Raw genomic sequence first — 24771 nt, forward strand, 5'->3', positions numbered from 1 at the left:
TTTTAAATGGTTTTATTTGTTGGTGTTCTGGTTGCAGGATGCTGTCATAAAACTGTCATATTTCGTACATTTAACTGTCACTAAACTGTCCTATTTTCTATCCTGCATTCACTAAACAACGATTTACGTTCACCTCTGCAGGAGACATTATGAAAGTTATGCGTACCACTGTCGCAACTGTTGTCGCCGCGACCTTATCCCTGACTGCTTTTGGCGCAAACGCCGCTGCAAGCCTGACTGGTGCCGGTGCAACCTTCCCTGCGCCGGTGTATGCCAAATGGGCAGATACCTACAATAAATCAACTGGTAACAAAGTAAATTACCAGGGTATCGGCTCCTCCGGTGGCGTTAAACAAATCATTGCTAACACTGTTGATTTCGGTGCGTCTGATGCCCCACTGGCTGACGACAAACTGCAACAAGAAGGGCTGTTCCAGTTCCCGACTGTTATCGGCGGTGTTGTTCTGGCAGTCAACCTGCCGGGCGTGAAATCCGGTGAGCTGGTGCTCGACGGTGCAACACTGGGTGACATCTACCTGGGCAAAATCAAAAAATGGGATGATGCAGCTATCGCTAAACTCAACCCAGGCATGAAACTGCCATCACAAAACATCGCTGTTGTGCGTCGCGCTGACGGTTCCGGTACTTCTTTCGTCTTCACCAGCTACCTGGCGAAAGTGAACGAAGAGTGGAAAACTAAAGTGGGTGCAGGCTCAACGGTAAACTGGCCGACAGGTTTGGGCGGCAAAGGTAATGACGGCATCGCAGCCTTCGTACAGCGTCTGCCTGGTTCAATCGGTTATGTTGAATATGCTTACGCTAAGCAGAACAACCTGGCTTATACCAAACTGGTTTCCGCTGATGGCAAGCCGGTAGCCCCTTCTGAAGAAAACTTTGCTAACGCGGCTAAAGGCGCGGACTGGAGCAAAACCTTCGCTCAGGATCTGACTAACCAGAAAGGTGAGGCTGCGTGGCCAATCACGTCCACGACCTTCATCCTGGTTCACAAAGAGCAGAAGAACCCAGAGCAAGGTGCTGAAGTGCTGAAGTTCTTCGACTGGGCTTATAAAGAGGGTGCAAAACAGGCTAACGAGCTGGATTATGCTTCCCTGCCAGATTCCGTGGTTGAGCAGGTTCGTGCTGCATGGAAGACCAACGTAAAAGACAGCTCCGGTAAAGCGCTGTACTAATTTTTTAAAGCTCGGGTGATAAAACCCGGTGTATAGAGTAACTTACGCCGGGTCAACCCAACACTACAAAGAGTAAGCTATGGCGGTAAGTAAGCCGACGTTCAAGTCCCCTGGCAAACAAGGTGATGTCATTTTCAGCGCGCTGGTAAAACTGGCTGCGCTGATTGTGCTATTTCTTCTTGGCGGCATCATCATCTCCCTAATTATCTCCTCCTGGCCGAGCATTCAGAAGTTTGGTTTCTCGTTCCTGTGGACGAAAGAGTGGGATGCTCCTAACGATATTTACGGTGCACTGGTGCCGATTTACGGCACGCTGGTAACCTCGTTTATCGCGCTGTTAATTGCTGTGCCAGTCAGTTTTGGTATCGCATTGTTCCTGACAGAACTGGCACCGAACTGGTTGCGTCGCCCGTTGGGTATCGCCATCGAACTGCTGGCGGCAATTCCAAGTATTGTGTACGGCATGTGGGGCTTGTTCATCTTTGCTCCGCTGTTTGCGAAGTACTTCCAGGAACCTGTCGGCAACGTGCTTTCTTCTGTGCCGATTGTTGGCGAGCTGTTCTCCGGCCCGGCGTTCGGTATTGGTATTCTTGCCGCAGGCGTCATTCTGGCAATCATGATCATTCCGTACATTGCGGCGGTTATGCGCGATGTATTCGAACAAACTCCTGTGATGATGAAAGAGTCAGCCTATGGTATTGGCTGCACCACATGGGAAGTTATCTGGCGCATCGTTTTACCGTTCACTAAAAACGGCGTGATTGGTGGTGTGATGTTGGGGCTGGGCCGTGCATTGGGTGAAACCATGGCGGTGACCTTTATCATCGGTAACACCTACCAACTCGACAGCGCCTCGCTGTATATGCCGGGCAACAGTATTACTTCTGCTCTGGCTAATGAATTTGCTGAAGCGGAATCTGGCCTTCACACCGCAGCATTAATGGAACTTGGCCTGATTCTGTTCGTGATCACCTTTATCGTACTGGCTATCTCGAAGTTCATGGTTATGCGTCTGGCGAAGAATGAAGGAGCGCGTTCATGACGACAATGGAAATGCAAAGCCGCGCGGCGTTAGCTGAATCTCGCCGCAAAATGCAGGCTCGTCGTCGGTTCAAAAACCGCGTAGCTCTGACACTTTCAATGGGAACCATGGCGTTCGGCCTGTTTTGGCTGGTATGGATTTTGTTCTCAACCGTTACGCGCGGTATCGACGGTATGTCGATTGCGCTGTTTACCGAAATGACACCACCGCCAAATACCGAAGGCGGGGGCTTAGCAAACGCCCTTGCGGGTAGCGGCTTGTTAATTCTGTGGGCGACTGTTTTCGGTACGCCGCTGGGCATCATGGCCGGGATTTATCTGGCTGAGTACGGTCGCAAATCCGCTCTGGCTGAAGTCATTCGTTTTATCAATGACATCCTGCTTTCTGCACCATCAATTGTTGTCGGCCTGTTTGTTTACACCGTTGTGGTGGCGAAGATGCAGCATTTCTCCGGTTGGGCCGGGGTGATTGCGCTGGCATTGCTGCAAATCCCAATTGTGATTCGCACCACTGAAAACATGATGAAACTGGTGCCAGACAGCCTGCGTGAAGCGGCTTACGCGCTGGGTACGCCAAAGTGGAAAATGATTTCCGCGATAACGCTGAAAGCGTCTGTTTCCGGGATTATTACCGGGGTATTGCTGGCGATTGCACGTATCGCGGGTGAAACGGCCCCTCTGCTGTTCACGTCCCTCTCCAACCAGTTCTGGAGCACGGACATGATGCAGCCGATTGCCAACCTGCCGGTGACGATATTCAAATTTGCCATGAGCCCGTTTGCCGAATGGCAACAGTTAGCCTGGGCTGGCGTTCTGATTATTACCCTTTGCGTACTGCTGCTAAATATTCTGGCGCGTGTGATTTTCGCGAAGAGTAAACACGGTTAAATTTTACGGCGCGGCAAAGGCGGCGTCGGATGGAGATTAAGAAACAGATGAGTATGGTCGATACTACCCCAGACAAAATTCAGGTTCGTGATTTGAACTTCTATTACGGTAAGTTCCATGCCCTGAAAAACATCAATCTGGATATCGCTAAGAACCAGGTTACCGCGTTCATTGGCCCGTCAGGCTGTGGCAAATCCACCCTGCTGCGTACATTTAACAAAATGTACTCGCTCTACCCAGAGCAGCGTGCCGAAGGTGAAATTCTGCTGGATGGGGAAAACATCCTCACTCAGAGCCAGGATATCGCCCTGCTGCGTGCCAAAGTGGGCATGGTGTTCCAGAAGCCGACGCCATTCCCAATGTCGATTTATGACAACATCGCCTTCGGTGTGCGTCTGTTTGAAAAGCTGTCACGCAGTGATATGGACGAACGTGTGCAGTGGGCTTTGACCAAAGCCGCATTGTGGAATGAAACCAAAGATAAATTACACCAGAGCGGATACAGTCTCTCCGGTGGCCAGCAGCAGCGTCTGTGCATCGCGCGTGGTATTGCGATTCGCCCGGAAGTGTTGCTGCTTGATGAACCGTGTTCAGCGCTTGACCCAATCTCTACCGGTCGCATTGAAGAGCTTATCACCGAGCTAAAAGAAGATTACACCGTGGTAATCGTGACCCACAACATGCAGCAGGCGGCACGTTGTTCAGACCACACCGCATTTATGTACCTGGGTGAGCTGATTGAATTTAGCGAAACCGACACGCTGTTTACCACGCCTGCCAAGAAGCAGACTGAAGACTATATTACTGGCCGCTACGGTTGATTTGGAGAACAAAATGGATAGCCTCAATCTCAACAAACACATTTCCGGCCAGTTTAACGCCGAGCTGGAATATATCCGCACTCAGGTAATGACCATGGGTGGGCTGGTGGAGCAACAGCTTTCTGATGCTATCACCGCCATGCACAATCAAGATGGCGAGCTGGCAAAGCGCGTTATCGAAGGTGATCAGAAAGTTAACATGATGGAAGTGGCGATTGATGAAGCCTGTGTGCGCATCATCGCTAAACGTCAGCCAACCGCCAGTGACTTGCGCCTGGTGATGGCCATCATCAAAACGATTTCTGAGCTGGAACGTATCGGCGACGTAGCAGATAAAATCTGCCGCACGGCGCTGGAGAAATTCTCGCAGCAACATCAGCCACTGCTGGTGAGCCTGGAATCATTAGGCCGCCACACCGTGCAAATGCTGCATGACGTGCTTGACGCGTTTGCGCGTATGGATCTCGACGAAGCGGTGCGTATCTATCGCGAAGATAAGAAAGTTGACCAGGAATATGAAGGCATCGTGCGCCAGTTGATGACTTATATGATGGAAGACTCACGCACTATTCCAAGTGTGTTGACTGCACTGTTCTGTGCGCGCTCTATCGAACGCATCGGTGACCGTTGCCAGAACATCTGTGAGTTTATTTTCTACTTCGTTAAAGGACAGGACTTCCGTCATGTCGGTGGCGATGAGCTGGATAAGCTGTTGGCTGGTAAAGACCCGAAAGAGTAATCATAAAACTCATAAAAAAACGCCAGCGAATCGCTGGCGTTTTTATTGGTGCGTCGTTCAACGATTAGCGAACGATAATGCCTAACAGAATCCCCAGGGCACCAAAGTCAGCATCACTGAACGTGGTGTTAGCAAAGCCGATATCGCCCAGTACTGGCAGCAAGAACACTGGCAGGAAGGTAATCAGCAAGCCCTGCGCAAACGCCCCCAAAATCGCCCCTCGACGCCCGCCGGTTGCATTGCCAAACACACCTGCCGCAGCACCCACGAAGAAGTGTGGCACCACACCTGGAATAATCACCGTCATGTTCAGCAGATACAAAGCGAACATACCGATTAAACCTGCGGCAAAGCTGCTCAGGAAGCCAACCAGCACCGCGTTAGGCGCATAAGGGAAGACGACCGGGCAATCAAGCGCAGGCTTCGCGTTCGGCACTAGCTTGTCGGAAATACCTTTGAACGCCGGAACGATCTCCGCAATTACCATACGCACACCTTGCAGAATGATGTATACACCAGCCGCGAAAGTGATGGATTGCATGATAGAGAACATGAACCAGTTCTTACCACCGCTTAGCTCTTTCACTACGTCTGCACCAGCAAACAGGCAGGTCACCAGGAAGATAATGCTCATGGTAAAGGAGATAGCCACTGGTGTATCACGCAAGAACAGCAGACTTTTCGGCACATTCATGTCTTCAGTCGAGTGTTCTTTATTACCAAATTTGCTGCCGATGAACCCTGCCAGCACGTAAGACAATGTTGAGAAGTGGCCGATTGCGACGTCGTCAGAACCGGTGACTTTCTTCATGTAAGGGTGCGCAATGGCTGGGAAAAAGACCATTGCCACGCCAACTACCAAAGAGCCAACAGCAATCAGCGTTACACCGCTCATGCCTGCGGTTGCCAGGATCACAGCTACCATCATCGACATAAATAATGTGTGATGACCGGTCAGGAAGATAAATTTCCATGGTGTGAAACGGGCAATCAATATATTGATAACCATCGCGAAGAACATGATCATCGCCATCTCTTTACCGAAGCTTTTCTGTGCGACGGAAACAATGGCTTCATTGTTTGGTACCACACCCTGAATACCAAAGGCGTGCTGGAAAATGTTCGCAAAATCACCCAGAGAAGAAACTACCAGTCCGGCACCTGCACCTAAAATCACAAAACCCATAATGGTTTTGACGGTGCCTTTAATGCATTCTGTGACCGGTTTTTTCTGTGCGATCAGACCAATCAAGGCGATTAGACCTACCAACACTGCTGGTTCAGAAAGCACATCGCTCATCAAAAAACGAAAGAAATCCATATCGACTCCTGCTTACAGTGCGCCTAATTCGGTTAATGCCACGGACAAACGTTCTTTCATGGCTTTCTTATCGATCATGTTGTCCAGTGCGACGATTTTTCCGCCTACAGACTGCGCGACTAACTGCTCGGCAATGTCTTTAGTGCCGACATAGATATCGCTTGGCGTGCCTTTAGCTGAACCGAGATCGACATGGTCGACGTCTGCATTAACGGAAAGATCTTTCAGAATGGTTTTAATGCTCATTTCCATCATCAGGCTAGTACCTAAGCCGTTACCGCAAACCACTGTAATTTTCATAATTGTTCCCCTGGATTAATAGCGCGCAATGACGGACAAAATGTCCTGCGTTGTTTTGGCCTTCAAAATGGCCTGAATGTCTTGTTCGTTATCGAATAACTGGGCGAGTTGGGAAATCGCTTCGATGTGGCTGGTGCTGTCAGTCGCGGCCAGCACAATCAGCAATTTCACCGGATCGTTTTCATCCGCATCAAAATTCACACCTGAAGTAATCAGCGTCAGCGCCAGTGCGAGTTTATTTGCACCTTCTTCCGGACGAGCGTGTGGCATCGCAATGCCTGGCCCTACCACGTAATACGGACCGATAGATTCATGAGTGCGATAAATAGCGTCAACATAACGTGGTTCGATCGAACCATTTTCAATCAGCGGACGACATGAAATAGCCACGGCATCGCGCCAGTCTTTAGCCTGTTCTACGACCTGAATGACCTCTGTGGTTAATAGATTCTTTAACATGCGACTGATAACTCCCGATGATAATTAACAGGAGGGTAGATTTTTTGCGCAGACATTAATGTGATGGTTGTCTCATTTGATAGCGCTACCTGATAGCGCTATCAAGGATTGTGATAGCGCTATCATTTATCCTAGGTCTGACTTTGGCTATATCCAGTTCCTGCATATACAATGCGTGAGAGTTTTTGCTAACGTGATCAATAGTCTGACGAACAGACGGTGAATTAAAAATAATGAAAACAGTTAGTTGTATTAACTCGGGGAGCCAGAATGGAAAAAACGCGTAAGCGCCGAGGTACCGGGCGGGTCACACTGCAAGAAGTTGCCAATTATGCAGGCGTTGGAACCATGACCGTTTCTCGGGCATTAAGAACGCCGGAACAGGTTTCCGATAAACTGCGCGAGAAGATAGAGCAAGCGGTGGAAGAACTGGGTTATATCCCCAATCGGGCAGCTGGTGCGCTCGCTTCTGGCCACAGCAATACCATCGCGGTGTTGATTCCTTCCTTGATCGACAAAGCCAGTTCGCGCTTTATGCAGTCGCTGCAGCAAGTGCTGAATAAAAACGAATTCCAGTTACTGCTTGGCTGTCATGAACATAATCAGCATAAAGAAGCTGAAATATTAATGACGCTGCTGCAAAGCAACCCGGCGGCACTGGTGATTTTTGGTTCGCAGCTGGCAGAGAAAACCTGGCAAATACTCGAAAAGGCTAACATTCCGACGATAAACGTTGTGGGTTCCCCATTTAGTCAGGCGAAGATTTCCCTCGAAACCGGCTTTTTTGAGGCCTCGCATAAACTGACGGAACATTTGCTGGATCAGGGTTATAAAAATATCGGCTTTATTGGTGCGCATATGGACAACCGCCTGCAACGCCAGCAGCTTAATGGCTGGCATAAAGCGATGCTCAGCCGCTATCAAAACTCTGATCAAGTGATTACCACTCCGGAAGCCGCCAGCCTGCAGTTCGGGCGTTATGCATTAACTGAAATACTGCAACGCCAGCCGGATCTGGATGCGGTTATTTGCAGCCATGAAGAAATTGCCCTGGGGATTATGTTTGAGTGCCAGCGCCGCTTGCTGAAAATTCCTGGAAACATCGCAGTCGCTTGTCTTGATGGCTCTGACAGTTGCGATCAAACCCATCCGACACTAACGTCCATACGTATAGATTATAAAAAAATGGGCAAAGAGGCGGGCAAGATGCTGATTGAGTTACTAAATAACGATGATGACGATGAGTTAGATGAATCACGTGTTGAGTTGTTCAACTACCAGGTTGAATTACGTCAAAGCACCTGAGCGCGGTCGTTGTAGGGCGGATAAGCTTGCGCCATCCGCCATCGTTCTTAAACCGTGATATTCCAACCCCGCGCACGCCACAACTCCGGCAACTGCGCTAAATCGGTAAACGTCGTTACTTTCGGGTGATCAATCGGCTGGTTGTGTGGGTCGGCGCAAAAATAGAAAACTTCCATGCCTGCGGCAATGCCGGATTGCGCACCGGCCATAGAGTCATCCACCAGCACACAGTTTTTGACATCCACATTCATTGCCTCGGCGGCGTGGAACATCAGTGCCGGATCCGGTTTCCACGTCTGTATATCGTAGCCGCTAAACAGTTTGTCCGGGAAATGGTGGAGCATGCCGGTTTTGCCCAGTGAATGCTGCATTTTGCTGACCGGGCCATTGGAAACGATACACATCGGCACGTTGATTTGCGCAATTAGTGCTGCTGCGCCGTCAATCTCTACCAGCTCGCTATCAAACAGACGCGAAACTTCGGCGCGATAAACCGGCTCCAGTTCATCTTTTGGCAAGTTCATTCCATAGCGGGTATTAATCGTGTCGATTATTTCGTAGAGCTTGATTCCCTTGAAAGTTTTGAAAACCTCCTCGAGCGCAAGTTCGATGCCGTATTGCGCAAACATATGCACGTAGGCTTTGGAGCAAATAACCTCACTATCAACCAGCGTGCCATCGCAGTCGAAGAACAGCGCATCTATCCGGGACATACCGCTTCCTTATTTCTACCCATCGCCCTTCAATATGCAGGGGTGTTGACTGCTCTCATTCACCCGAATCACTTACTTGAGTAAGTTCATCGGGATTCATTCGATTGCCGCCTACCTGCATCTTGAAGTAGCTCGGGTATAAGATTAAATATCTACTTTACCCAATTTGCAGAATTTTTGCGGCACGCAATCGTTGCCGTATAAGTAAATTCAATGAAAAAAAATTAGCGTGGGTCATTATGTTTGGGAATTTTTGGTATAGGATAACGACGGATTTTCCCTCTCAATGTTCGGAATTAACACTAATGAGCCAACCACAATCTACTCCGGCCGCAAATCCGGGGCTGCTCGAGCGCGTGTTTAAACTGCGCGAACACGGCACCACGGCACGCACTGAAGTGATCGCCGGTCTTACGACCTTCCTGACGATGGTGTATATCGTTTTCGTCAACCCGCAGATCCTTGGCGCCGCTGGTATGGATACCCAGGCCGTTTTTGTCACCACCTGTTTGATTGCCGCATTAGGTAGCATCCTGATGGGTATTTTCGCCAATCTGCCAGTCGCATTGGCTCCGGCAATGGGCCTGAACGCCTTCTTCGCCTTTGTGGTGGTAGGTGCGATGGGGATTTCCTGGCAAGTTGGGATGGGTGCTATTTTCTGGGGTGCAGTAGGCCTGCTGTTGCTGACCATTTTCCGTGTGCGTTACTGGATGATTGCGAACATTCCGGTGAGTTTGCGTGTCGGTATCACCAGCGGTATTGGTCTGTTCATCGGCATGATGGGCCTGAAAAATGCCGGGATCATCGTGGCTAATAAAGACACGCTGGTGGCCATCGGTAACCTGACTTCGCACAGCGTACTGCTTGGCGCGCTGGGCTTCTTTATCATCGCCATTCTTGCCTCGCGCAATATTCACGCTGCCGTGCTGGTGTCAATTGTAGTCACCACGCTGCTGGGCTGGATGATGGGCGACGTGCAATACCACGGTATTGTTTCCGCGCCACCAAGCGTGCTGTCTGTTGTCGGCCAGGTTGATTTAGCCGGTTCGCTGAACATTGGTCTGGCGGGTGTTATCTTCTCCTTTATGTTGGTTAACCTGTTTGACTCATCCGGCACGCTGATTGGCGTGACAGACAAAGCCGGGCTTGCCGACGAAAAAGGGAAATTCCCACGCATGAAGCAGGCGCTGTACGTTGATAGCGTGTCTTCAGTGGCGGGTGCATTTATCGGGACTTCTTCCGTTACCGCGTATATCGAAAGCTCTTCTGGCGTGTCTGTTGGCGGGCGTACTGGCCTGACGGCGGTCATCGTTGGTTTGCTGTTCTTGTTGGTTATCTTCCTTTCCCCGTTAGCAGGCATGGTTCCGGCATATGCTGCAGCTGGTGCGTTGATCTACGTTGGCGTGTTGATGACGTCGAGTTTATCGCGCGTGAAGTGGGACGACCTGACAGAAGCGGTTCCAGCGTTTATTACCGCGGTAATGATGCCTTTCAGCTTCTCAATCACCGAAGGCATCGCGCTGGGCTTCATCTCTTATTGCGTGATGAAACTCGGCACGGGCCGCTGGCGTGAAATCAGCCCATGCGTGATTGTTGTGGCGCTGCTGTTCATTCTGAAAATCGTATTTATCGACGCACATTAATCGTTTTTGCCGGATGGCGCTTGCGCTTTTCCGGCCTACGAAACAGTGAACCATGGCCGGTTATTGTGGCTGGCTGTGGTTCTCTCTGCGATACCTGCCCGGTGGCTGATGAAAGGTGCGCGTAAATATCCGCGTAAACGTCTGCTGCGAATCAAAGCCATACTTCAGACTAATATCGTAAACCTTGTTATCGGTGTCGCGTAAATCACGCGCGGCCAGCAACAATTTGCGCTCACGAATGTATTTCCCCAGACTTTCACCTTTGTAGTGCATAAACAAACGCTGCAAGTGCCACTTCGAATACCCCGCGTGATCGGCAATATCATCAATGCGTAATGGTCGATGCAAATTGTCATCAATCCACTGAACAATCGTATCGATAACCTGAGCTGAAATCGTCATACATCCCCCTGCGTGGTTCGCTTACATTGCGCTGGCAGATTCCCACCAGGCGCTAAATTGTTGTGCGTTATCATTTACCCGCACAGGCTCACCCTGCTTTGGTGTTAACAGGCGATAATTTTTCCCGATACTGGCTTCAGCGAGGCTTTTGTAAGGCGCATCCCACGTATGATTTGCCAGTACAAAACGGCCTGCATGGCCCGGAAGTATGGCGCGAGCTTTGAGGTCTACTGCGGCTTGTGCAGTTTCTTGCGGCATCATATGAATATTGCTCCAGTCCTTGTCATATTGGCCGTTTTCCATAATGGCTAAATCGATCGAACCGAACTGTTCACCGATAGCTTTGAAGTGTGGCCCGTAGCCGGTATCACCGCTGTAATAGACTTTGTTGTCATTGGTCACGAACATAAAACTCGCCCATAACGTCTGGTTGCTCTTCAGACTGCGGCCAGAGAAATGCCGGGCGGGTAACACATGCACCGTCAGGTCGTTCGAGATTTTTACCGTCTGGTTCCAGTCTTTTTCATGAATGATGTCGCTATTTATGCCCCAGTAACGCAGATGCGAACCAACGCCCAATGGCGTAATCACCTGGCGGATTTTTGGCTTCAGTGCTTTGATGGTGGCGTAATCCAGATGATCGTAATGGTCGTGGGAGATAATCAGCAGATCGATTTCAGGCATCGACTCAGCCGTCCACGGGTAATCCCCAGGGAAGGCTTTATTGATAAATGAAAACGGGGCGGCGTAACTGCTGAAAACGGGATCGATAAGAATGCGTTTGCCGGCCAGCTGGATGTACCAGGAGGAGTGCCCGAGCCAGACCATCGTATCTTGTTCCAGCGGCAGATTAGCCAGTGAAGTTTTCACTAGCGGTAGAGGTTGTTGAGGGCGAGAATTTTCCCGCTTCGCGGTTAAAAATCCCCACCATGCCGCAAGCTTACTTTTCTGCCCGGTATAGCCAAGCGTTGGGATCTGGTTGCGAAATTGTCCATCAACGTAATTTGCAGAGCGTTCGACTAAACTTAGACCTTCTCCTTGCGGAGCCTGGCCAAACCCGGCATTCAGGACAAAAGGCAAACTGGCTGCTGTTGCAATCAACATAATTATTACCGCGCATATGGAGAATCGTTTCATTTCCTGGCCTGCACAAATCGTTCCATCCATTGGCACGAAGCTGTAAACTTGATAATGAGTGAGTAAGCACTCATTATAGATAAGGAGTGACGACCGTCAAGATGCTTTTCAAACGCTGACATTCAGCGTTGCAGTGGCGTAGCTCGCGTGATTCAATTCGGGGTTCAGAAATTAGAGGGTAAAACGTTGTGGCTCGTCCGAAGAGTGAAGATAAAAAATTAGCGTTACTGGATGCAGCAACCATCGCCATCGGCCAGTCGGGGATTGCGGCATCAACTGCGCAAATTGCCCGTGGCGCAGGCGTCGCGGAAGGAACTCTATTTCGTTATTTTGCCACTAAGGACGATTTGATAAACGAGCTGTACCTGTATTTGAAACAAAGCTTACTTATTTCCATGCAGGCGAATCTCGACCGCACATTGAAAGACCCGAAAGAATATACCCGCTATATCTGGAACAGCTACATCGACTGGGCGATTGGTCACCCTGAAGCGCATCGGGCGATTCGTCAGCTGTCGGTGAGCGATAAGATTGATGATGACACGAAGCAAAAAGTGGCGGAGTTATTCCCGGAATTACATGAGATCTGTTCGCAATCGATACTGAAGGCTTTTCAGTGCGGCCCGTATCGCGCGTTTAGTGATGCGATTTTTTCTTCGCTGGCAGAAACGACCATGGAATTCGCCAGCCGTGAACCGGAACGTGCTGGCGATTTTAAGGCTTTAGGCTTCGAAACGATGTGGCGCGCTTTAGCTAATTAGTTTTTAACTCGCTGAATATAATTACCAAATGCCGTCAGCTGTCCGGCCAAATGATCGAGCGTGCTTTGATCAACCACTTCGCCAGTTTGCACATCCACTTTGTTTTGAATCACGCCGCCCATAAATTCAGGCTTGTTCATCACCATCGCGTCGAGGAACACCAGAATCTGGCGCAGATGGTACTGGCAGCGTGCGCCACCAATCGCGCCCATGGAACAGGTCTGAATCAGCACTGGTTTGCCAGCCAGTGGCTGTTCCGGTAAACGTGACAGCCAGTCGATGGCGTTCTTCAGGCCACCTGGCACCGAATAGTTATATTCTGGCGTGACAATCACAACGCCATCTGCGGTGCGGATTTGCTCAGCAATCGCTTCAACCGTTGCCGGGAACCCCTCTTCTTGCTGTATATCGGCGTCATACAATGGAATGTCTTTGATCGACGGCAATGCCTCAATGCTCATCCCCGCTGGGGCGATGCCAGGCAAAGTGCGGGCGACCATCGCGTTGAATGAGCCATGGCGCAGGCTACCTAATAACGTGACTATCTTTAACGTGTCGGACATGAATACCTCTTTTTGTCAGGACGTTCAGGAAAGATCAGTTTTGATATAACGCTTTTTCTGACGACATACTGGTTAAGCGAATTATGCTGCCGTTAGGATCGCGATAACGTGATTTGACATCCCACAGACTATGCCAGCTTTGCGGGCTTTCAAACTCCCACAAACTCAATTTTTCTATGGCGGGCGACACTACGCATCCCCAGATTAAGAGGCCTTCCACATCGCTGATCGCTTCAATTTCTGATTGATCATTTGTGCGAATCCGACCCGCACCAGGCAGAAGCTGCCAGCTTTCTTCACGACCGGTCAATTTAAAAGCACTTTGATGCAGTGTGCGTAACTGTGCTCTGGCCTCACCTGGGTTTTTTTGAGTGTTTATCCAGATCGACTCATTGCTGCGGAAAATGGAAGCTGAAGCAACAGAAGGAAGATTGCCGAACGACTGATTAATTTCGAAATCGAGTCCGCAGCGGCCTTCGGTGGTGACCAACACACCGACTTTGTTTCCGGCATAAGCAATGCTGAAGTCCATCAACGACGTGTCAGCAAAATGCGGGCGCCCGGCGGCAGTGGTGACAATCTTGGGCAGTTGTTGAATGCCATACAGCATATGAAGGAGTTCAGCCAACAGGCTACGTGAGGCTAAGAATCGTGAACGGCGATGTTCCGGCATTTGTTGAGCGAAGGTGAGGCATTCTTCATTCAGCCGGCTCGAAAAGGGGAATTTGGGATTGATCGTCCATCTTGCGAAATGCGTTGCCATTTTTCTCTCCTTGATAATGGGCAATCTACTTTTCATTCAATTGTAGATTTTTTAGCAACGAAACGCACGGGGATGAGCGTGTAAAAAAACATCAATTGATCAACCCTATGAATACTTAGGTTTTTAAAGTACAGACGAAACGGTAAAAAAATCCCGCAACACTTATCCTGCTAAATCAGGCGCATTGCGGGATGAGTAAAAAGTGAGCACACGCTTACTTTTTTAGTTTATTTACCGATACAGAAGCTGGAGAAAATGCGTCCAAGCAAATCATCAGAGGTAAATTCGCCGGTGATTTCGCTCAGGCTTTGCTGAGAAAGTCGCAGTTCTTCAGCCAGTAATTCCCCGGCCCATGCGCCCAGCAACTGCGCTTTGCCTTGTTGCAGATGGGTTGCTGCCTGTTCCAGCGCCTGCAAGTGGCGACGACGCGCCAGGAAGCCGCCTTCCATATTGGTTTCAAAGCCCATGCTCTGTTTTAGATGATCGCGCAGCACATCTACACCTTCACCGGTACGCGCAGACAAGCGTACAAGTGAGTGACCATTCACATCGCTCAGACCCAGCGTTTCGCCGGTGACATCAGCTTTATTACGCACTACGGTAATCGGTAAACGTGCCGGTAAGCGCGCAATAAAGTCTGGCCAGATTTCAGCAGGGTCAGTGGCAGCGGTCGTGGTTCCGTCAACCATAAACAGCACACGGTCTGCTTGTTCAATCTCATTCCACGCACGTTCGATGCCGATACGCTCAACTTCGTCGTTCGCTTCGCGCAGCCCTGCGGTATCGATAATATGCAGTGGCATGCCGTCGATATGAATATGTTCGCGTAATACGTCACGGGTGGTTCCGGCAATATCCGTCACAATCGCTGCTTCGCGGCCAGCCAGAGCATTCAACAGGCTCGATTTTCCGGCATTTGGACGCCCTGCAATCACCACTTTCATGCCTTCACGCAGCAAACTGCCCTGGCGTGCTTCGGCGCGCACCGCATCCAGATCGCCAATCACCTGGTTCAGCTGGGCTTCAATTTTGCCGTCAGACAGAAAGTCGATTTCTTCATCCGGAAAATCAATCGCTGCTTCCACGTAAATACGCAGATGTGTCAGCGCTTCAACTAAATGGTTTACGCGTGCGGAGAAAGCACCCTGCAGAGAATTTAATGCTGAACGCGCGGCTTGTTCGGAACTGGCATCAATCAGGTCAGCGATGGCTTCGGCCTGAGCCAAATCCAGCTTGTCGTTCAGAAATGCACGTTCGGAGAACTCACCAGGCCTTGCGATACGCACTCCTGGGAGCGCCAGGATGCGCTTTAACAGTAAATCCAGGATAACTGGGCCACCGTGCCCCTGAAGTTCCAGCACATCTTCACCCGTGAAGGAATTCGGGCCAGGGAACCACAACGCGATACCTTGATCGAGAACGCTGCCGTCAGCATCACGGAATGGCAGATAATCGGCGTAACGTGGTTTCGGTAATTTGCCCAGAATGGCTTGTGCTACTTCACGTGCCTGAAGGCCTGAGACGCGCAGGATACCGACCCCACCACGTCCCGGCGGTGTCGCCTGGGCAACGATTGTCTCGTTATGGCTCATTACTATCCCTTCGTGATTGATTGGTGGATGGCGCTTCGCTTATCCACCCTACAAAAGAAAAAGGCGGTCTATTGACCGCCTTTCGTAAGCTTCTCGCTAATTTTTATCAGGTCTTTTTCTTATCGCGGCTGTGTAAGCCACGTTTCTCAAGACCGCGATAAATCAGCTGCTGCTGGATGATGGTCACTGTGTTACTGACGATATAGTACAGTACCAGACCTGACGGGAACCACAGGAAGAACACCGTGAAGATGACCGGCATAAAGGTCATGATCTTCTGCTGCATCGGGTCGGTCACTGTGGTCGGCGACATCTTCTGAATGAAGAACATCGTCAAGCCCATCAGGATCGGCAGGATGTAGTACGGGTCTTGTGCAGACAAGTCATGAATCCACAGTGCGAACGGCGCATGGCGCAGTTCCACAGAACCCATCAGCATGTAGTACAACGCCAGGAAGATTGGCATCTGGATAACCAGCGGGAGACAACCACCCAGCGGGTTAACTTTCTCAGCTTTATACAGGGCCATCATTTCCTGGCTCTGGCGCTGCTTATCGTCACCAATACGTTCACGCATGGCTGCCAGTTTCGGCTGCAACATACGCATTTTCGCCATGGAGGTGTACTGCGCTTTAGTCAGCGGGTACATGATGCCACGAACGATGAAGGTGATAACGATAATGGAGAAGCCCCAGTTACCGATAAAGCCGTGCAGGAATTTCAACAGCTTGAACAGCGGCTGAGAAATAAACCACAACCAGCCATAATCCACAGTCAGGTCAAGGTGCGGCGCAACGGCTGCCATTTTGTCCTGAATTTCCGGGCCAACCCACAGGGTGCTACCCAGTTGAGCGGTTTGACCAGGTTGAACCAGTTGTGGCGCGGATTTATAACCAATCGCCGCCACATCATTGCTCAGTTTGGTGGTATAGAAGTTGTTAGTACCCTGATTACGCGGAACCCACGCTGTTGCGAAATACTGCTGCAACATCGCCACCCAACCGTTGTTGGCATTAACGTTCAGGTTTTCCCCGTCAGCGATGGTGTCGAATTTATATTTTTCGTATTTCGCATCAGGAGTGGAATATGCAGCGCCACGGAAGGTGTGCAACGCAAAGTTGTTGCTTCCAGTATCGCGGTGTGACGGTAGATTGATGGACTGCTTCAACTGACCAAAAGTAGCCAGCTCCAGCGGTTTCTCACCGGCGTTCTTCACATTGTAATCCACGCTTACCGCGAACTCGCCGCGTTTCAGGGTGAAGGATTTCGTGAAGACGTTGCCCGCTGCATCAGTATAAGTCATTGGAATAACAAGTTCGTTCTGGCCTTCTGGCAGTACGAAGCTGTCGCTTTCAACGTTATACAGTGGGCGATCACCGTTAGCCGGGTTATCTGGGCCATCACGACCCGTCAGGCCACTTTGTGCCTGGTAGACAAACTCTGGCGTGGTTTCCAGTAACTGGAACGGCTCATTAGATTTGAGCTCTTTCGGGTAGGTCAGCAACAGCGCCTGCTCAACATCACCACCACGGGTGTTGATGGAAAGCTCAAGGACGTCAGTTTTAACCGTGATGATTTTTCCCTGGCCACTGGTCGGCACACCCTGGCTTGCGGCGTTACCTGCTGCGGTGGTCGTAGTCTGCGTGGTCTGCTGCACCTGTGGTTTTGGAGCGTTATCCTGCTCCCAGGCTTGCCAGATCATGAAAGACACGAACAACAAAGCGATGAGAAAGAGATTGCGTTGCGAATCCATCGTTAGTGTTCTCTGGTATCAAAAGGTCCAGGTGGGACGGGATCGTCTCCACCGGGGTTCAAAGGGTGGCATTTTAATACGCGTTTCACTGTCAACCAACTGCCTTTTAACACCCCAAACCTGCGCAATGCCTCAATTCCGTAGTGAGAACAGGTAGGAGTGAAACGGCAATGCGGCCCGAGAAGCGGACTTATCAGGCGCTGATAGACCTTAATCAGGCCTATCAGGAGCCGGGAGACAGGCGACAGTGACGGCGCCATAACTTTTCCAATGCTTCCGATAAAGCCCGGTTATCCAGGTCGGCAACCCCTTTCTTAGCCACTACCACGAAATCCATAGGAGGAAGTTCATGCTGACGCAAACGGAAACTCTCACGCGTCAGACGTTTAATCCGATTGCGTTCGTGTGCGCGTTTAACGTTTTTCTTAGCGACTGTTAGACCGATGCGGGGATGCCCCAGCGAATTTAGGCGGCCGAGGATGGTGATTTGCGGCGTGCCAGCCCGTTGAGGCTGCTGGAAGACGAAAGTGAAATGAGTGGGAGTTAACAAGCGTAACTCCCTGGGAAATGCGAGCTTAACCACTCAGGGGTTAGCTTTTATTACTTAGAAACGGTCAGACGGGAACGGCCTTTAGCACGACGACGTGCCAAAACCTGACGACCATTTTTAGTTGCCATACGAGCACGGAAACCGTGTGAACGGTTACGCTTCAGTACGGACGGTTGAAAAGTGCGTTTCATGGCGATTTCTACCTAAACTTGGATAAATTTCACTGGGTTAGCGAAGAGCCCTGCATAAACTGCAAAAGACTTACGCCTCAGTGTGGCTGATTAAAGAGGCCGGATTGTAATAATTGTACACTCCGGAGTCAATTCTCTTTCCTTAATTCCCGTGCCTTAATTCGCTTTTTGACCCTAAAAATGACCAGGATCTGTCCAAAATAAAGCCGTGGTGACACGCGACGGGTGGGGAATTATACGGCGTCCCCATTAAAGAGCAAGGATCGTTAGGGATCTTCCTTAGATCAGTTAAGACGATTTTGTGCGCTAGTCATTAAATTTTCCTATTTAGGAATGATATGCGCTGCGCGTTTGGCAGGATCGTTTACACTTAGACTCCACAAAACAGCCCTGTGGATAAATCGGGAAGAAACTGTGAGAAACAGAAGATCTCTGGCGCGCTTTAGGCTATGATCCGCGGTCCCGATCGTGATCCTTTAGCGTTCACCCTGGGGTAAACCGCAGATAGCGGTTCGCACGCTTCCCGTACCGGGGTTCCGTTGAGGAAGAGTCGGCGTGTGTCAACAATCATGAATATAAACTTTCAGTCTTCGTCATTTTATCGACTTTGTTCGAGTGGAGTCCGCCGTGTCACTTTCGCTTTGGCAGCAGTGTCTTGCCCGATTGCAGGATGAGTTACCAGCCACAGAATTCAGTATGTGGATACGCCCCCTACAGGCGGAACTGAGCGATAACACGCTGGCCCTGTATGCGCCAAACCGTTTTGTTCTCGACTGGGTACGAGATAAGTACCTCAATAATATCAATGGATTACTTAACGATTTTTGCGGTACAGATGCGCCCGTATTACGTTTTGAAGTGGGCAGCAAACCGGTCAGCCAGACGTTAAATCAGCAAGCAGTAGCGACTGCTCCTGCCCATGCGCAAATGGCTCGCCCTGCGGCACCTATGCGTCCGAGTTGGGATAATCTTCCAGCCCCGGCTGAGCAACTGTACCGTTCCAACGTCAACGTAAAACATACTTTCGATAACTTCGTTGAAGGTAAATCGAACCAACTGGCTCGCGCGGCGGCACGCCAGGTGGCAGATAACCCCGGTGGCGCTTATAACCCTTTGTTCCTTTATGGCGGCACAGGCCTGGGTAAAACGCACCTTTTGCATGCTGTTGGCAACGGTATTATTGCGCGCAAACCGAATGCAAAAGTGGTGTACATGCACTCTGAACGTTTCGTTCAGGACATGGTAAAAGCACTACAAAATAACGCTATTGAAGAGTTCAAACGTTACTACCGTTCTGTTGATGCGCTGCTAATAGATGATATTCAATTCTTTGCCAATAAAGAGCGCTCACAGGAAGAATTCTTCCACACCTTTAATGCCCTGCTTGAAGGTAACCAACAGATCATTCTGACCTCGGATCGTTATCCAAAAGAGATCAACGGCGTTGAAGATCGTCTGAAATCGCGCTTCGGTTGGGGGTTAACGGTTGCCATCGAACCACCAGAGCTGGAAACGCGAGTTGCGATCCTGATGAAAAAAGCAGATGAGAATGACATTCGTCTGCCGGGTGAAGTGGCCTTCTTTATTGCCAAGCGTTTACGCTCGAATGTGCGTGAACTGGAAGGGGCATTGAACCGTGTTATCGCCAACGCTAACTTTACTGGCCGGGCGATTACCATCGACTTCGTGCGCGAAGCACTGCGTGATCTTCTTGCGCTGCAAGAGAAGCTCGTCACCATCGACAATATTCAGAAGACGGTGGCTGAGTACTATAAAATAAAGATTGCTGACCTGTTGTCCAAGCGTCGTTCCCGCTCGGTTGCCCGTCCACGTCAAATGGCGATGGCGCTGGCGAAGGAACTGACTAACCATAGCTTGCCAGAAATCGGCGATGCCTTTGGTGGCCGCGACCATACTACGGTTCTCCATGCCTGCCGTAAGATTGAGCAGTTGCGTGAAGAAAGCCACGACATCAAAGAAGATTTCTCTAACCTAATCAGAACATTATCTTCGTGACGCTATGAAATTTACCGTTGAACGTGAAACTTTATTAAAACCGCTGCAACAGGTGAGTGGCCCGTTAGGTGGCCGTCCTACGTTACCGATTCTCGGCAACCTGCTGTTGCAAGTCGCGGAAGGAACGCTCTCATTAACAGGGACTGACCTGGAAATGGAGATGGTGGCGCGTGTCGCTTTAGTTCAAGCGCATGAGCCGGGTGCCACCACAGTGCCTGCGCGTAAATTCTTCGACATCTGTCGTGGTTTGCCAGAAGGCGCGGAAATCGCTGTACAGCTTGAGGGCGACCGCATGTTAGTGCGCTCCGGGCGTAGCCGTTTCTCGCTCTCCACGCTGCCGGCGGCAGATTTCCCGAATCTCGACGACTGGCAGAGCGAAGTAGAATTCACGCTCCCACAAGCGACCATGAAACGCCTGATTGAAGCCACGCAGTTTTCTATGGCGCATCAGGACGTTCGTTATTATCTGAACGGCATGTTGTTTGAAACCGAAGGCGAAGAACTGCGCACCGTGGCGACCGATGGTCACCGCCTGGCGGTGTGTTCTATGCCGGTGGGTCAGTCTCTGCCAAACCATTCGGTGATCGTGCCGCGTAAAGGCGTGATTGAACTGATGCGTATGCTGGACGGCGGTGATTCACCACTGCGCATACAAATTGGCAGCAACAACATCCGTGCTCATGTCGGCGACTTTATCTTCACTTCTAAGCTGGTTGATGGCCGTTTCCCGGATTATCGCCGCGTATTGCCGAAGAATCCGGACAAACACCTGGATGCCAGCTGTGATTTGCTGAAACAAGCATTTTCGCGTGCGGCGATTCTCTCGAACGAGAAATTCCGTGGCGTTCGTCTGCAAGTGATTCAAAATCAATTGAAAATCACGGCTAACAACCCGGAACAGGAAGAAGCCGAAGAAATTCTCGACGTCACTTACGACGGCACAGATATGGAAATTGGTTTCAACGTCAGTTACGTGCTCGATGTTCTGAACGCTCTGAAGTGTGAGAACGTGCGCATTTTACTGACCGACTCTGTTTCTAGTGTGCAGATCGAAGATGCAGCCTCTCAAGCGGCGGCTTACGTAGTCATGCCAATGAGACTGTAGATGTCGCTGTCGCGTTTGTTGATCAAAGACTTTCGTAATATCGAAAATGCGGATTTGGCTCTGGCTCCAGGTTTTAATTTTCTGGTGGGAGCCAACGGAAGCGGCAAGACCAGCGTGTTAGAGGCGATTTATACCCTCGGTCACGGGCGCGCTTTTCGCAGTCTGAAGATTGAGCGCGTTATCCGCCATGAAACAGAATCCTTTGTACTGCATGGTCGTTTACAAAATGGCGAGCGGGAAATCTCACTTGGCCTGACCAAAGACCGTGCGGGCGACAGCAAAGTGCGTATTGACGGCAGCGACGGCCACAAAGTGGCTGAACTTGCGCTGTTGATGCCGATGCAACTCATCACCCCTGAAGGATTTACACTGCTCAACGGCGGCCCGAAATACCGTAGAGCTTTCCTCGATTGGGGATGTTTCCACAACGAACCAGGATTTTTTGTCGCCTGGAGCAATCTCAAACGCCTGCTTAAGCAACGTAACGCTGCGTTGCGACAAGTAACGCGTTATGCGCAATTGCGGCCATGGGATCAAGAGCTTATCCCACTAGCGGAGCAAATTAGCCGCTGGCGTGCCGACTACAGTGCAGCCATTGCCGATGACATGGCTGATACTTGTGCGCAATTTCTGCCGGAGTTCTCGCTTAGTTTCTCCTTCCAGCGCGGCTGGGAAAAAGAGAGTGACTACGGCGAGCTACTGGAACGCAACTTCGAACGCGATCGAATGCTGACCTACACCGCTCACGGCCCTCACAAAGCTGATTTCAGGATCCGTGCTGACGGTGCTCCGGTCGAAGATACCTTGTCGCGTGGGCAGCTTAAATTACTGATGTGCGCTTTAAGACTGGCGCAGGGTGAGTTTCTCACCCGACAGAACGGGCGGCGTTGCCTGTATCTGATAGATGATTTTGCCTCTGAACTAGATGATGCACGCCGTGGTCTATTAGCCAGCCGGCTAAAGGCGACGGAATCACAGGTTTTTGTTAGCGCAATTAGCGCAGAACATGTGATGGATATGGCGGACAAAAATTCGAAGATGTTCGTCGTGGATCAGGGTAAAATAACGGATTAACCCAAGAATAAATGAGCGAGAAACGTTGATGTCGAATTCTTATGACTCCTCCAGTATCAAAGTCCTTAAAGGGCTGGATGCGGTACGTAAGCGCCCGGGAATGTATATCGGCGATACGGACGACGGCACCGGTCTGCACCACATGGTATTTGAGGTCGTAGATAACGCTATCGACGAAGCACTTGCCGGTCACTGTAAAGACATCGTTGTCACCATTCATGCTGATAACTCTGTCTCCGTCACCGATGATGGCCGTGGTATTCCTACCGGTATTCACCCGGAAGAAGGCGTATCTGCTGCCGAAGTTATCATGACCGTGCTGCATGCTGGCGGTAAGTTCGATGACAACTCCTATAAAGTTTCTGGCGGTCTGCACGGCGTAGGTGTTTCTGTTGTTAACGCCCTGTCCCAGAAACTGGAACTGCTGATTCGCCGCGAAGGCAAAGTACACCAGCAAACTTACGTTCACGGCGTGCCACAGGCACCGCTGGCGGCGACGGGTGATACCGATGCCACCGGTACGCAAGTCCGTTTCTGGCCAAGCCATGAAACCTTCACCAACGTGATTGAGTTTGAATACGACATTCTGGCCAAACGCCTGCGTGAACTGTCATTCCTGAACTCCGGTGTTTCTATCCGCCTGATTGATAAGCGTGATGGCCGCCAGGACCACTTCCACTACGAAGGTGGTATCCGCGCATTCGTTGAGTACCTCAACAAAAACAAAACCCCAATTCACCCAACCGTGTTCTATTTCAGCACTGAAAAAGACGGTATTGGCGTAGAAGTGGCGTTGCAGTGGAACGATGGTTTCCAGGAAAACATCTACTGCTTTACCAACAACATCCCGCAGCGCGATGGTGGTACTCACCTGGCAGGTTTCCGCTCGGCGATGACACGTACGCTGAATGCGTATATGGAAAAAGAAGGCTACAGCAAAAAAGCGAAAGTGAGCGCCACCGGTGACGATGCCCGTGAAGGCCTGATTGCTGTTGTCTCCGTAAAAGTTCCGGACCCTAAATTCTCTTCTCAGACCAAAGACAAACTGGTTTCTTCGGAAGTGAAAACCGCGGTTGAGCAGCAGATGAACGAACTGCTGTCTGAATACCTGCTGGAAAACCCGTCTGACGCGAAAATCGTCGTCGGCAAAATTATTGATGCGGCTCGTGCTCGTGAAGCAGCACGTCGTGCACGTGAAATGACTCGTCGTAAAGGCGCGCTGGATTTGGCTGGTTTGCCAGGCAAACTGGCTGATTGCCAGGAACGCGACCCGGCTCACTCCGAACTGTACCTTGTGGAAGGAGACTCTGCGGGCGGCTCTGCAAAACAGGGGCGTAACCGTAAGAACCAGGCGATCCTGCCACTGAAAGGTAAAATTCTGAACGTTGAGAAAGCGCGCTTTGACAAAATGCTCGCCTCTCAAGAAGTCGCAACGCTGATTACGGCGCTGGGCTGCGGCATTGGCCGTGACGAATACAACCCGGACAAACTGCGTTATCACAGCATCATCATCATGACGGATGCGGACGTCGACGGCTCACACATTCGTACCCTGCTGTTGACCTTCTTCTACCGTCAAATGCCTGAAATCGTTGAACGCGGCCATGTGTATATCGCACAGCCACCGCTGTACAAAGTGAAGAAAGGCAAGCAAGAGCAGTACATCAAAGATGATGAAGCGATGGATCAATATCAGATCTCTATCGCACTGGATGGCGCAACACTGCACACCAATGCCAGCGCACCAGCCATCGCCGGTGAAGCACTGGAAAAACTGGTGTCCGAGTTCAATGCTTGCCAGAAAATGATTGGCCGCATGGAACGTCGTTATCCGCGCAACCTGCTGAATAACCTGGTTTATCATGCAACGCTTGCCGATGCCGACCTGACTGACGAAAGCAAAGTGAACGACTGGGTTTCTAAGCTGGTCATCGCGCTGAACGAAAACGAGCAACACGGCAGCACCTGGAATTCTATCGTGCGTCACAACCGCGAGCTGAATATCTTTGAGCCAGTGATTCGTGTGCGTACTCACGGTGTGGATACCGACTACCCGCTGGAGCAAGAATTCATTGTTGGTGGCGAGTACCGTCGTATTTGCACACTGGGCGAGAAACTGCGCGGCTTAATCGAAGAAGATGCGTTTATCGAACGTGGCGAACGCCGTCAGCCAGTTGCCAGCTTCGAGCAGGCGCTGGAATGGCTGGTGAAAGAGTCCCGTCGTGGCTTGTCTATTCAGCGCTACAAAGGTTTGGGCGAAATGAACCCGGATCAGCTGTGGGAAACCACAATGGATCCGCAAAGCCGTCGTATGCTGCGTGTCACCGTAAAAGACGCGATTGCTGCCGATCAGCTGTTCACCACCCTGATGGGTGACGCGGTTGAACCACGTCGCGCATTTATCGAAGAAAACGCCCTGAAAGCGGCGAACATCGATATCTAAG

General features: G+C 50.6%; 25 protein-coding genes. 12 read left to right on the forward strand and 13 right to left on the reverse strand.

Annotation, left to right across the window (positions count from 1 at the left end; genetic code table 11):
* Positions 1 to 149: 149 nt before the first annotated feature.
* The 5 genes from pstS to phoU all read left to right on the forward strand — a co-directional run bounded on the left by pstS (position 150) and on the right by phoU (position 4679).
* Positions 150 to 1190, forward strand: a complete 1041-nt coding sequence (pstS, locus tag MNO13_RS00080) for a phosphate ABC transporter substrate-binding protein PstS (RefSeq protein WP_064542002.1) — start codon at positions 150 to 152, stop codon at positions 1188 to 1190.
* Positions 1191 to 1269: 79 nt separating this feature from the next.
* A complete protein-coding gene (pstC, locus tag MNO13_RS00085) occupies positions 1270 to 2232 on the forward strand; it encodes a phosphate ABC transporter permease PstC (RefSeq protein WP_064542005.1) in 963 nt (320 codons plus the stop codon).
* Complete coding sequence (gene pstA / locus MNO13_RS00090) at positions 2229 to 3119, forward strand: phosphate ABC transporter permease PstA (protein WP_064542010.1); 891 nt, start codon at positions 2229 to 2231, stop codon at positions 3117 to 3119. Before pstC ends, pstA begins: the two co-directional genes overlap by 4 nt.
* A 47-nt stretch (positions 3120 to 3166) precedes the next feature.
* On the forward strand, positions 3167 to 3940 hold the full coding sequence (pstB, locus tag MNO13_RS00095; RefSeq protein ID WP_064514930.1) for a phosphate ABC transporter ATP-binding protein PstB: 774 nt from the start codon (positions 3167 to 3169) through the stop codon (positions 3938 to 3940).
* Positions 3941 to 3953: 13 nt separating this feature from the next.
* Positions 3954 to 4679, forward strand: coding sequence for a phosphate signaling complex protein PhoU (gene phoU / locus MNO13_RS00100; RefSeq protein WP_034460681.1), 726 nt, complete (start codon positions 3954 to 3956; stop codon positions 4677 to 4679).
* A 64-nt stretch (positions 4680 to 4743) separates the two neighbouring features.
* On the opposite strand, the gene MNO13_RS00105 is transcribed toward phoU, so the two are convergent.
* The 3 genes from MNO13_RS00105 to MNO13_RS00115 are packed head-to-tail and all read right to left on the reverse strand — an operon-like array spanning position 4744 to position 6759.
* Positions 4744 to 6000, reverse strand: a complete 1257-nt coding sequence (locus MNO13_RS00105) for a PTS ascorbate transporter subunit IIC (RefSeq protein ID WP_064514855.1) — start codon at positions 5998 to 6000, stop codon at positions 4744 to 4746.
* A gap of 12 nt (positions 6001 to 6012) precedes the next feature.
* The gene (locus MNO13_RS00110; protein WP_064542013.1) at positions 6013 to 6300 is read right to left on the reverse strand and encodes a PTS sugar transporter subunit IIB; all 288 of its coding nucleotides are present in this window, start codon (positions 6298 to 6300) and stop codon (positions 6013 to 6015) included.
* A 15-nt stretch (positions 6301 to 6315) separates the two neighbouring features.
* On the reverse strand, positions 6316 to 6759 hold the full coding sequence (locus MNO13_RS00115) for a PTS sugar transporter subunit IIA (RefSeq protein ID WP_064542016.1): 444 nt from the start codon (positions 6757 to 6759) through the stop codon (positions 6316 to 6318).
* A 270-nt stretch (positions 6760 to 7029) separates the two neighbouring features.
* Here MNO13_RS00115 and MNO13_RS00120 point away from each other — a divergent pair, with 270 nt between their 5' ends.
* Entirely contained in the window at positions 7030 to 8064 is a 1035-nt protein-coding gene (locus MNO13_RS00120) for a LacI family DNA-binding transcriptional regulator (RefSeq protein ID WP_064542019.1), read from the forward strand.
* A 47-nt stretch (positions 8065 to 8111) separates the two neighbouring features.
* Here MNO13_RS00120 and yieH read toward each other — a convergent pair whose 3' ends face one another.
* Entirely contained in the window at positions 8112 to 8777 is a 666-nt protein-coding gene (gene yieH, locus MNO13_RS00125) for a 6-phosphogluconate phosphatase (protein ID WP_241939395.1), read from the reverse strand.
* Between the two features lie 305 nt (positions 8778 to 9082).
* On the opposite strand from yieH, the gene MNO13_RS00130 reads away from it, so the two are divergent.
* Positions 9083 to 10420, forward strand: a complete 1338-nt coding sequence (locus MNO13_RS00130; RefSeq protein ID WP_064542024.1) for an NCS2 family permease — start codon at positions 9083 to 9085, stop codon at positions 10418 to 10420.
* Positions 10421 to 10480: 60 nt separating this feature from the next.
* Here MNO13_RS00130 and MNO13_RS00135 read toward each other — a convergent pair whose 3' ends face one another.
* Together MNO13_RS00135 and MNO13_RS00140 are read right to left on the reverse strand one after the other, a co-directional pair.
* Positions 10481 to 10822 carry a RamA family antibiotic efflux transcriptional regulator gene (locus MNO13_RS00135; RefSeq protein WP_064542027.1) on the reverse strand — a complete coding sequence of 114 codons (342 nt, stop codon included), beginning with the start codon at positions 10820 to 10822 and terminating at the stop codon, positions 10481 to 10483.
* Between the two features lie 21 nt (positions 10823 to 10843).
* Positions 10844 to 11959, reverse strand: a complete 1116-nt coding sequence (locus tag MNO13_RS00140; RefSeq protein WP_133523023.1) for an MBL fold metallo-hydrolase — start codon at positions 11957 to 11959, stop codon at positions 10844 to 10846.
* A gap of 188 nt (positions 11960 to 12147) precedes the next feature.
* Here MNO13_RS00140 and MNO13_RS00145 point away from each other — a divergent pair, with 188 nt between their 5' ends.
* Complete coding sequence (locus MNO13_RS00145; protein ID WP_121814648.1) at positions 12148 to 12720, forward strand: TetR/AcrR family transcriptional regulator; 573 nt, start codon at positions 12148 to 12150, stop codon at positions 12718 to 12720.
* Here the strand turns inward: MNO13_RS00145 and MNO13_RS00150 are convergent.
* From MNO13_RS00150 to rpmH, 7 genes are all read right to left on the reverse strand, one after another.
* Complete coding sequence (locus tag MNO13_RS00150) at positions 12717 to 13283, reverse strand: NADPH-dependent FMN reductase (RefSeq protein WP_121814649.1); 567 nt, start codon at positions 13281 to 13283, stop codon at positions 12717 to 12719. The two genes, MNO13_RS00145 and MNO13_RS00150, sit on opposite strands and share 4 nt — an antisense overlap.
* 34 nt (positions 13284 to 13317) lie before the next feature.
* Complete coding sequence (locus MNO13_RS00155; protein ID WP_241940099.1) at positions 13318 to 14046, reverse strand: 4'-phosphopantetheinyl transferase family protein; 729 nt, start codon at positions 14044 to 14046, stop codon at positions 13318 to 13320.
* 227 nt (positions 14047 to 14273) lie between these two features.
* Positions 14274 to 15638 carry a tRNA uridine-5-carboxymethylaminomethyl(34) synthesis GTPase MnmE gene (gene mnmE / locus MNO13_RS00160; protein ID WP_232887016.1) on the reverse strand — a complete coding sequence of 455 codons (1365 nt, stop codon included), beginning with the start codon at positions 15636 to 15638 and terminating at the stop codon, positions 14274 to 14276.
* A 106-nt stretch (positions 15639 to 15744) separates the two neighbouring features.
* Positions 15745 to 17391: a membrane protein insertase YidC gene (gene yidC, locus MNO13_RS00165; RefSeq protein ID WP_064542050.1), complete on the reverse strand. Its 1647-nt coding sequence runs from the start codon at positions 17389 to 17391 to the stop codon at positions 15745 to 15747.
* A 2-nt stretch (positions 17392 to 17393) separates the two neighbouring features.
* Complete coding sequence (yidD, locus tag MNO13_RS00170) at positions 17394 to 17651, reverse strand: membrane protein insertion efficiency factor YidD (RefSeq protein ID WP_074388504.1); 258 nt, start codon at positions 17649 to 17651, stop codon at positions 17394 to 17396.
* Positions 17615 to 17974 carry a ribonuclease P protein component gene (gene rnpA / locus MNO13_RS00175; protein WP_034499799.1) on the reverse strand — a complete coding sequence of 120 codons (360 nt, stop codon included), beginning with the start codon at positions 17972 to 17974 and terminating at the stop codon, positions 17615 to 17617. The genes yidD and rnpA overlap by 37 nt, the downstream gene beginning before the upstream one ends.
* A 17-nt stretch (positions 17975 to 17991) precedes the next feature.
* Positions 17992 to 18132 carry a 50S ribosomal protein L34 gene (rpmH, locus tag MNO13_RS00180; RefSeq protein WP_003849659.1) on the reverse strand — a complete coding sequence of 47 codons (141 nt, stop codon included), beginning with the start codon at positions 18130 to 18132 and terminating at the stop codon, positions 17992 to 17994.
* 627 nt (positions 18133 to 18759) lie between these two features.
* On the opposite strand from rpmH, the gene dnaA reads away from it, so the two are divergent.
* The 4 genes from dnaA to gyrB are packed head-to-tail and all read left to right on the forward strand — an operon-like array spanning position 18760 to position 24770.
* A complete protein-coding gene (gene dnaA, locus MNO13_RS00185) occupies positions 18760 to 20148 on the forward strand; it encodes a chromosomal replication initiator protein DnaA (RefSeq protein WP_064542053.1) in 1389 nt (462 codons plus the stop codon).
* A 4-nt stretch (positions 20149 to 20152) separates the two neighbouring features.
* Positions 20153 to 21253, forward strand: a complete 1101-nt coding sequence (gene dnaN, locus MNO13_RS00190) for a DNA polymerase III subunit beta (protein WP_064542055.1) — start codon at positions 20153 to 20155, stop codon at positions 21251 to 21253.
* Positions 21254 to 22327 (forward strand): DNA replication/repair protein RecF, encoded by a 1074-nt coding sequence (recF, locus tag MNO13_RS00195; RefSeq protein WP_064542058.1) that lies wholly within the window; start codon positions 21254 to 21256, stop codon positions 22325 to 22327.
* A 28-nt stretch (positions 22328 to 22355) separates the two neighbouring features.
* Positions 22356 to 24770 carry a DNA topoisomerase (ATP-hydrolyzing) subunit B gene (gyrB, locus tag MNO13_RS00200; protein WP_064542061.1) on the forward strand — a complete coding sequence of 805 codons (2415 nt, stop codon included), beginning with the start codon at positions 22356 to 22358 and terminating at the stop codon, positions 24768 to 24770.
* Position 24771 lies beyond the last annotated feature (1 nt).

This window comes from Buttiauxella ferragutiae (genome assembly GCF_022637515.1).
Taxonomy (GTDB): Bacteria; Pseudomonadota; Gammaproteobacteria; order Enterobacterales; family Enterobacteriaceae; genus Buttiauxella; species Buttiauxella ferragutiae.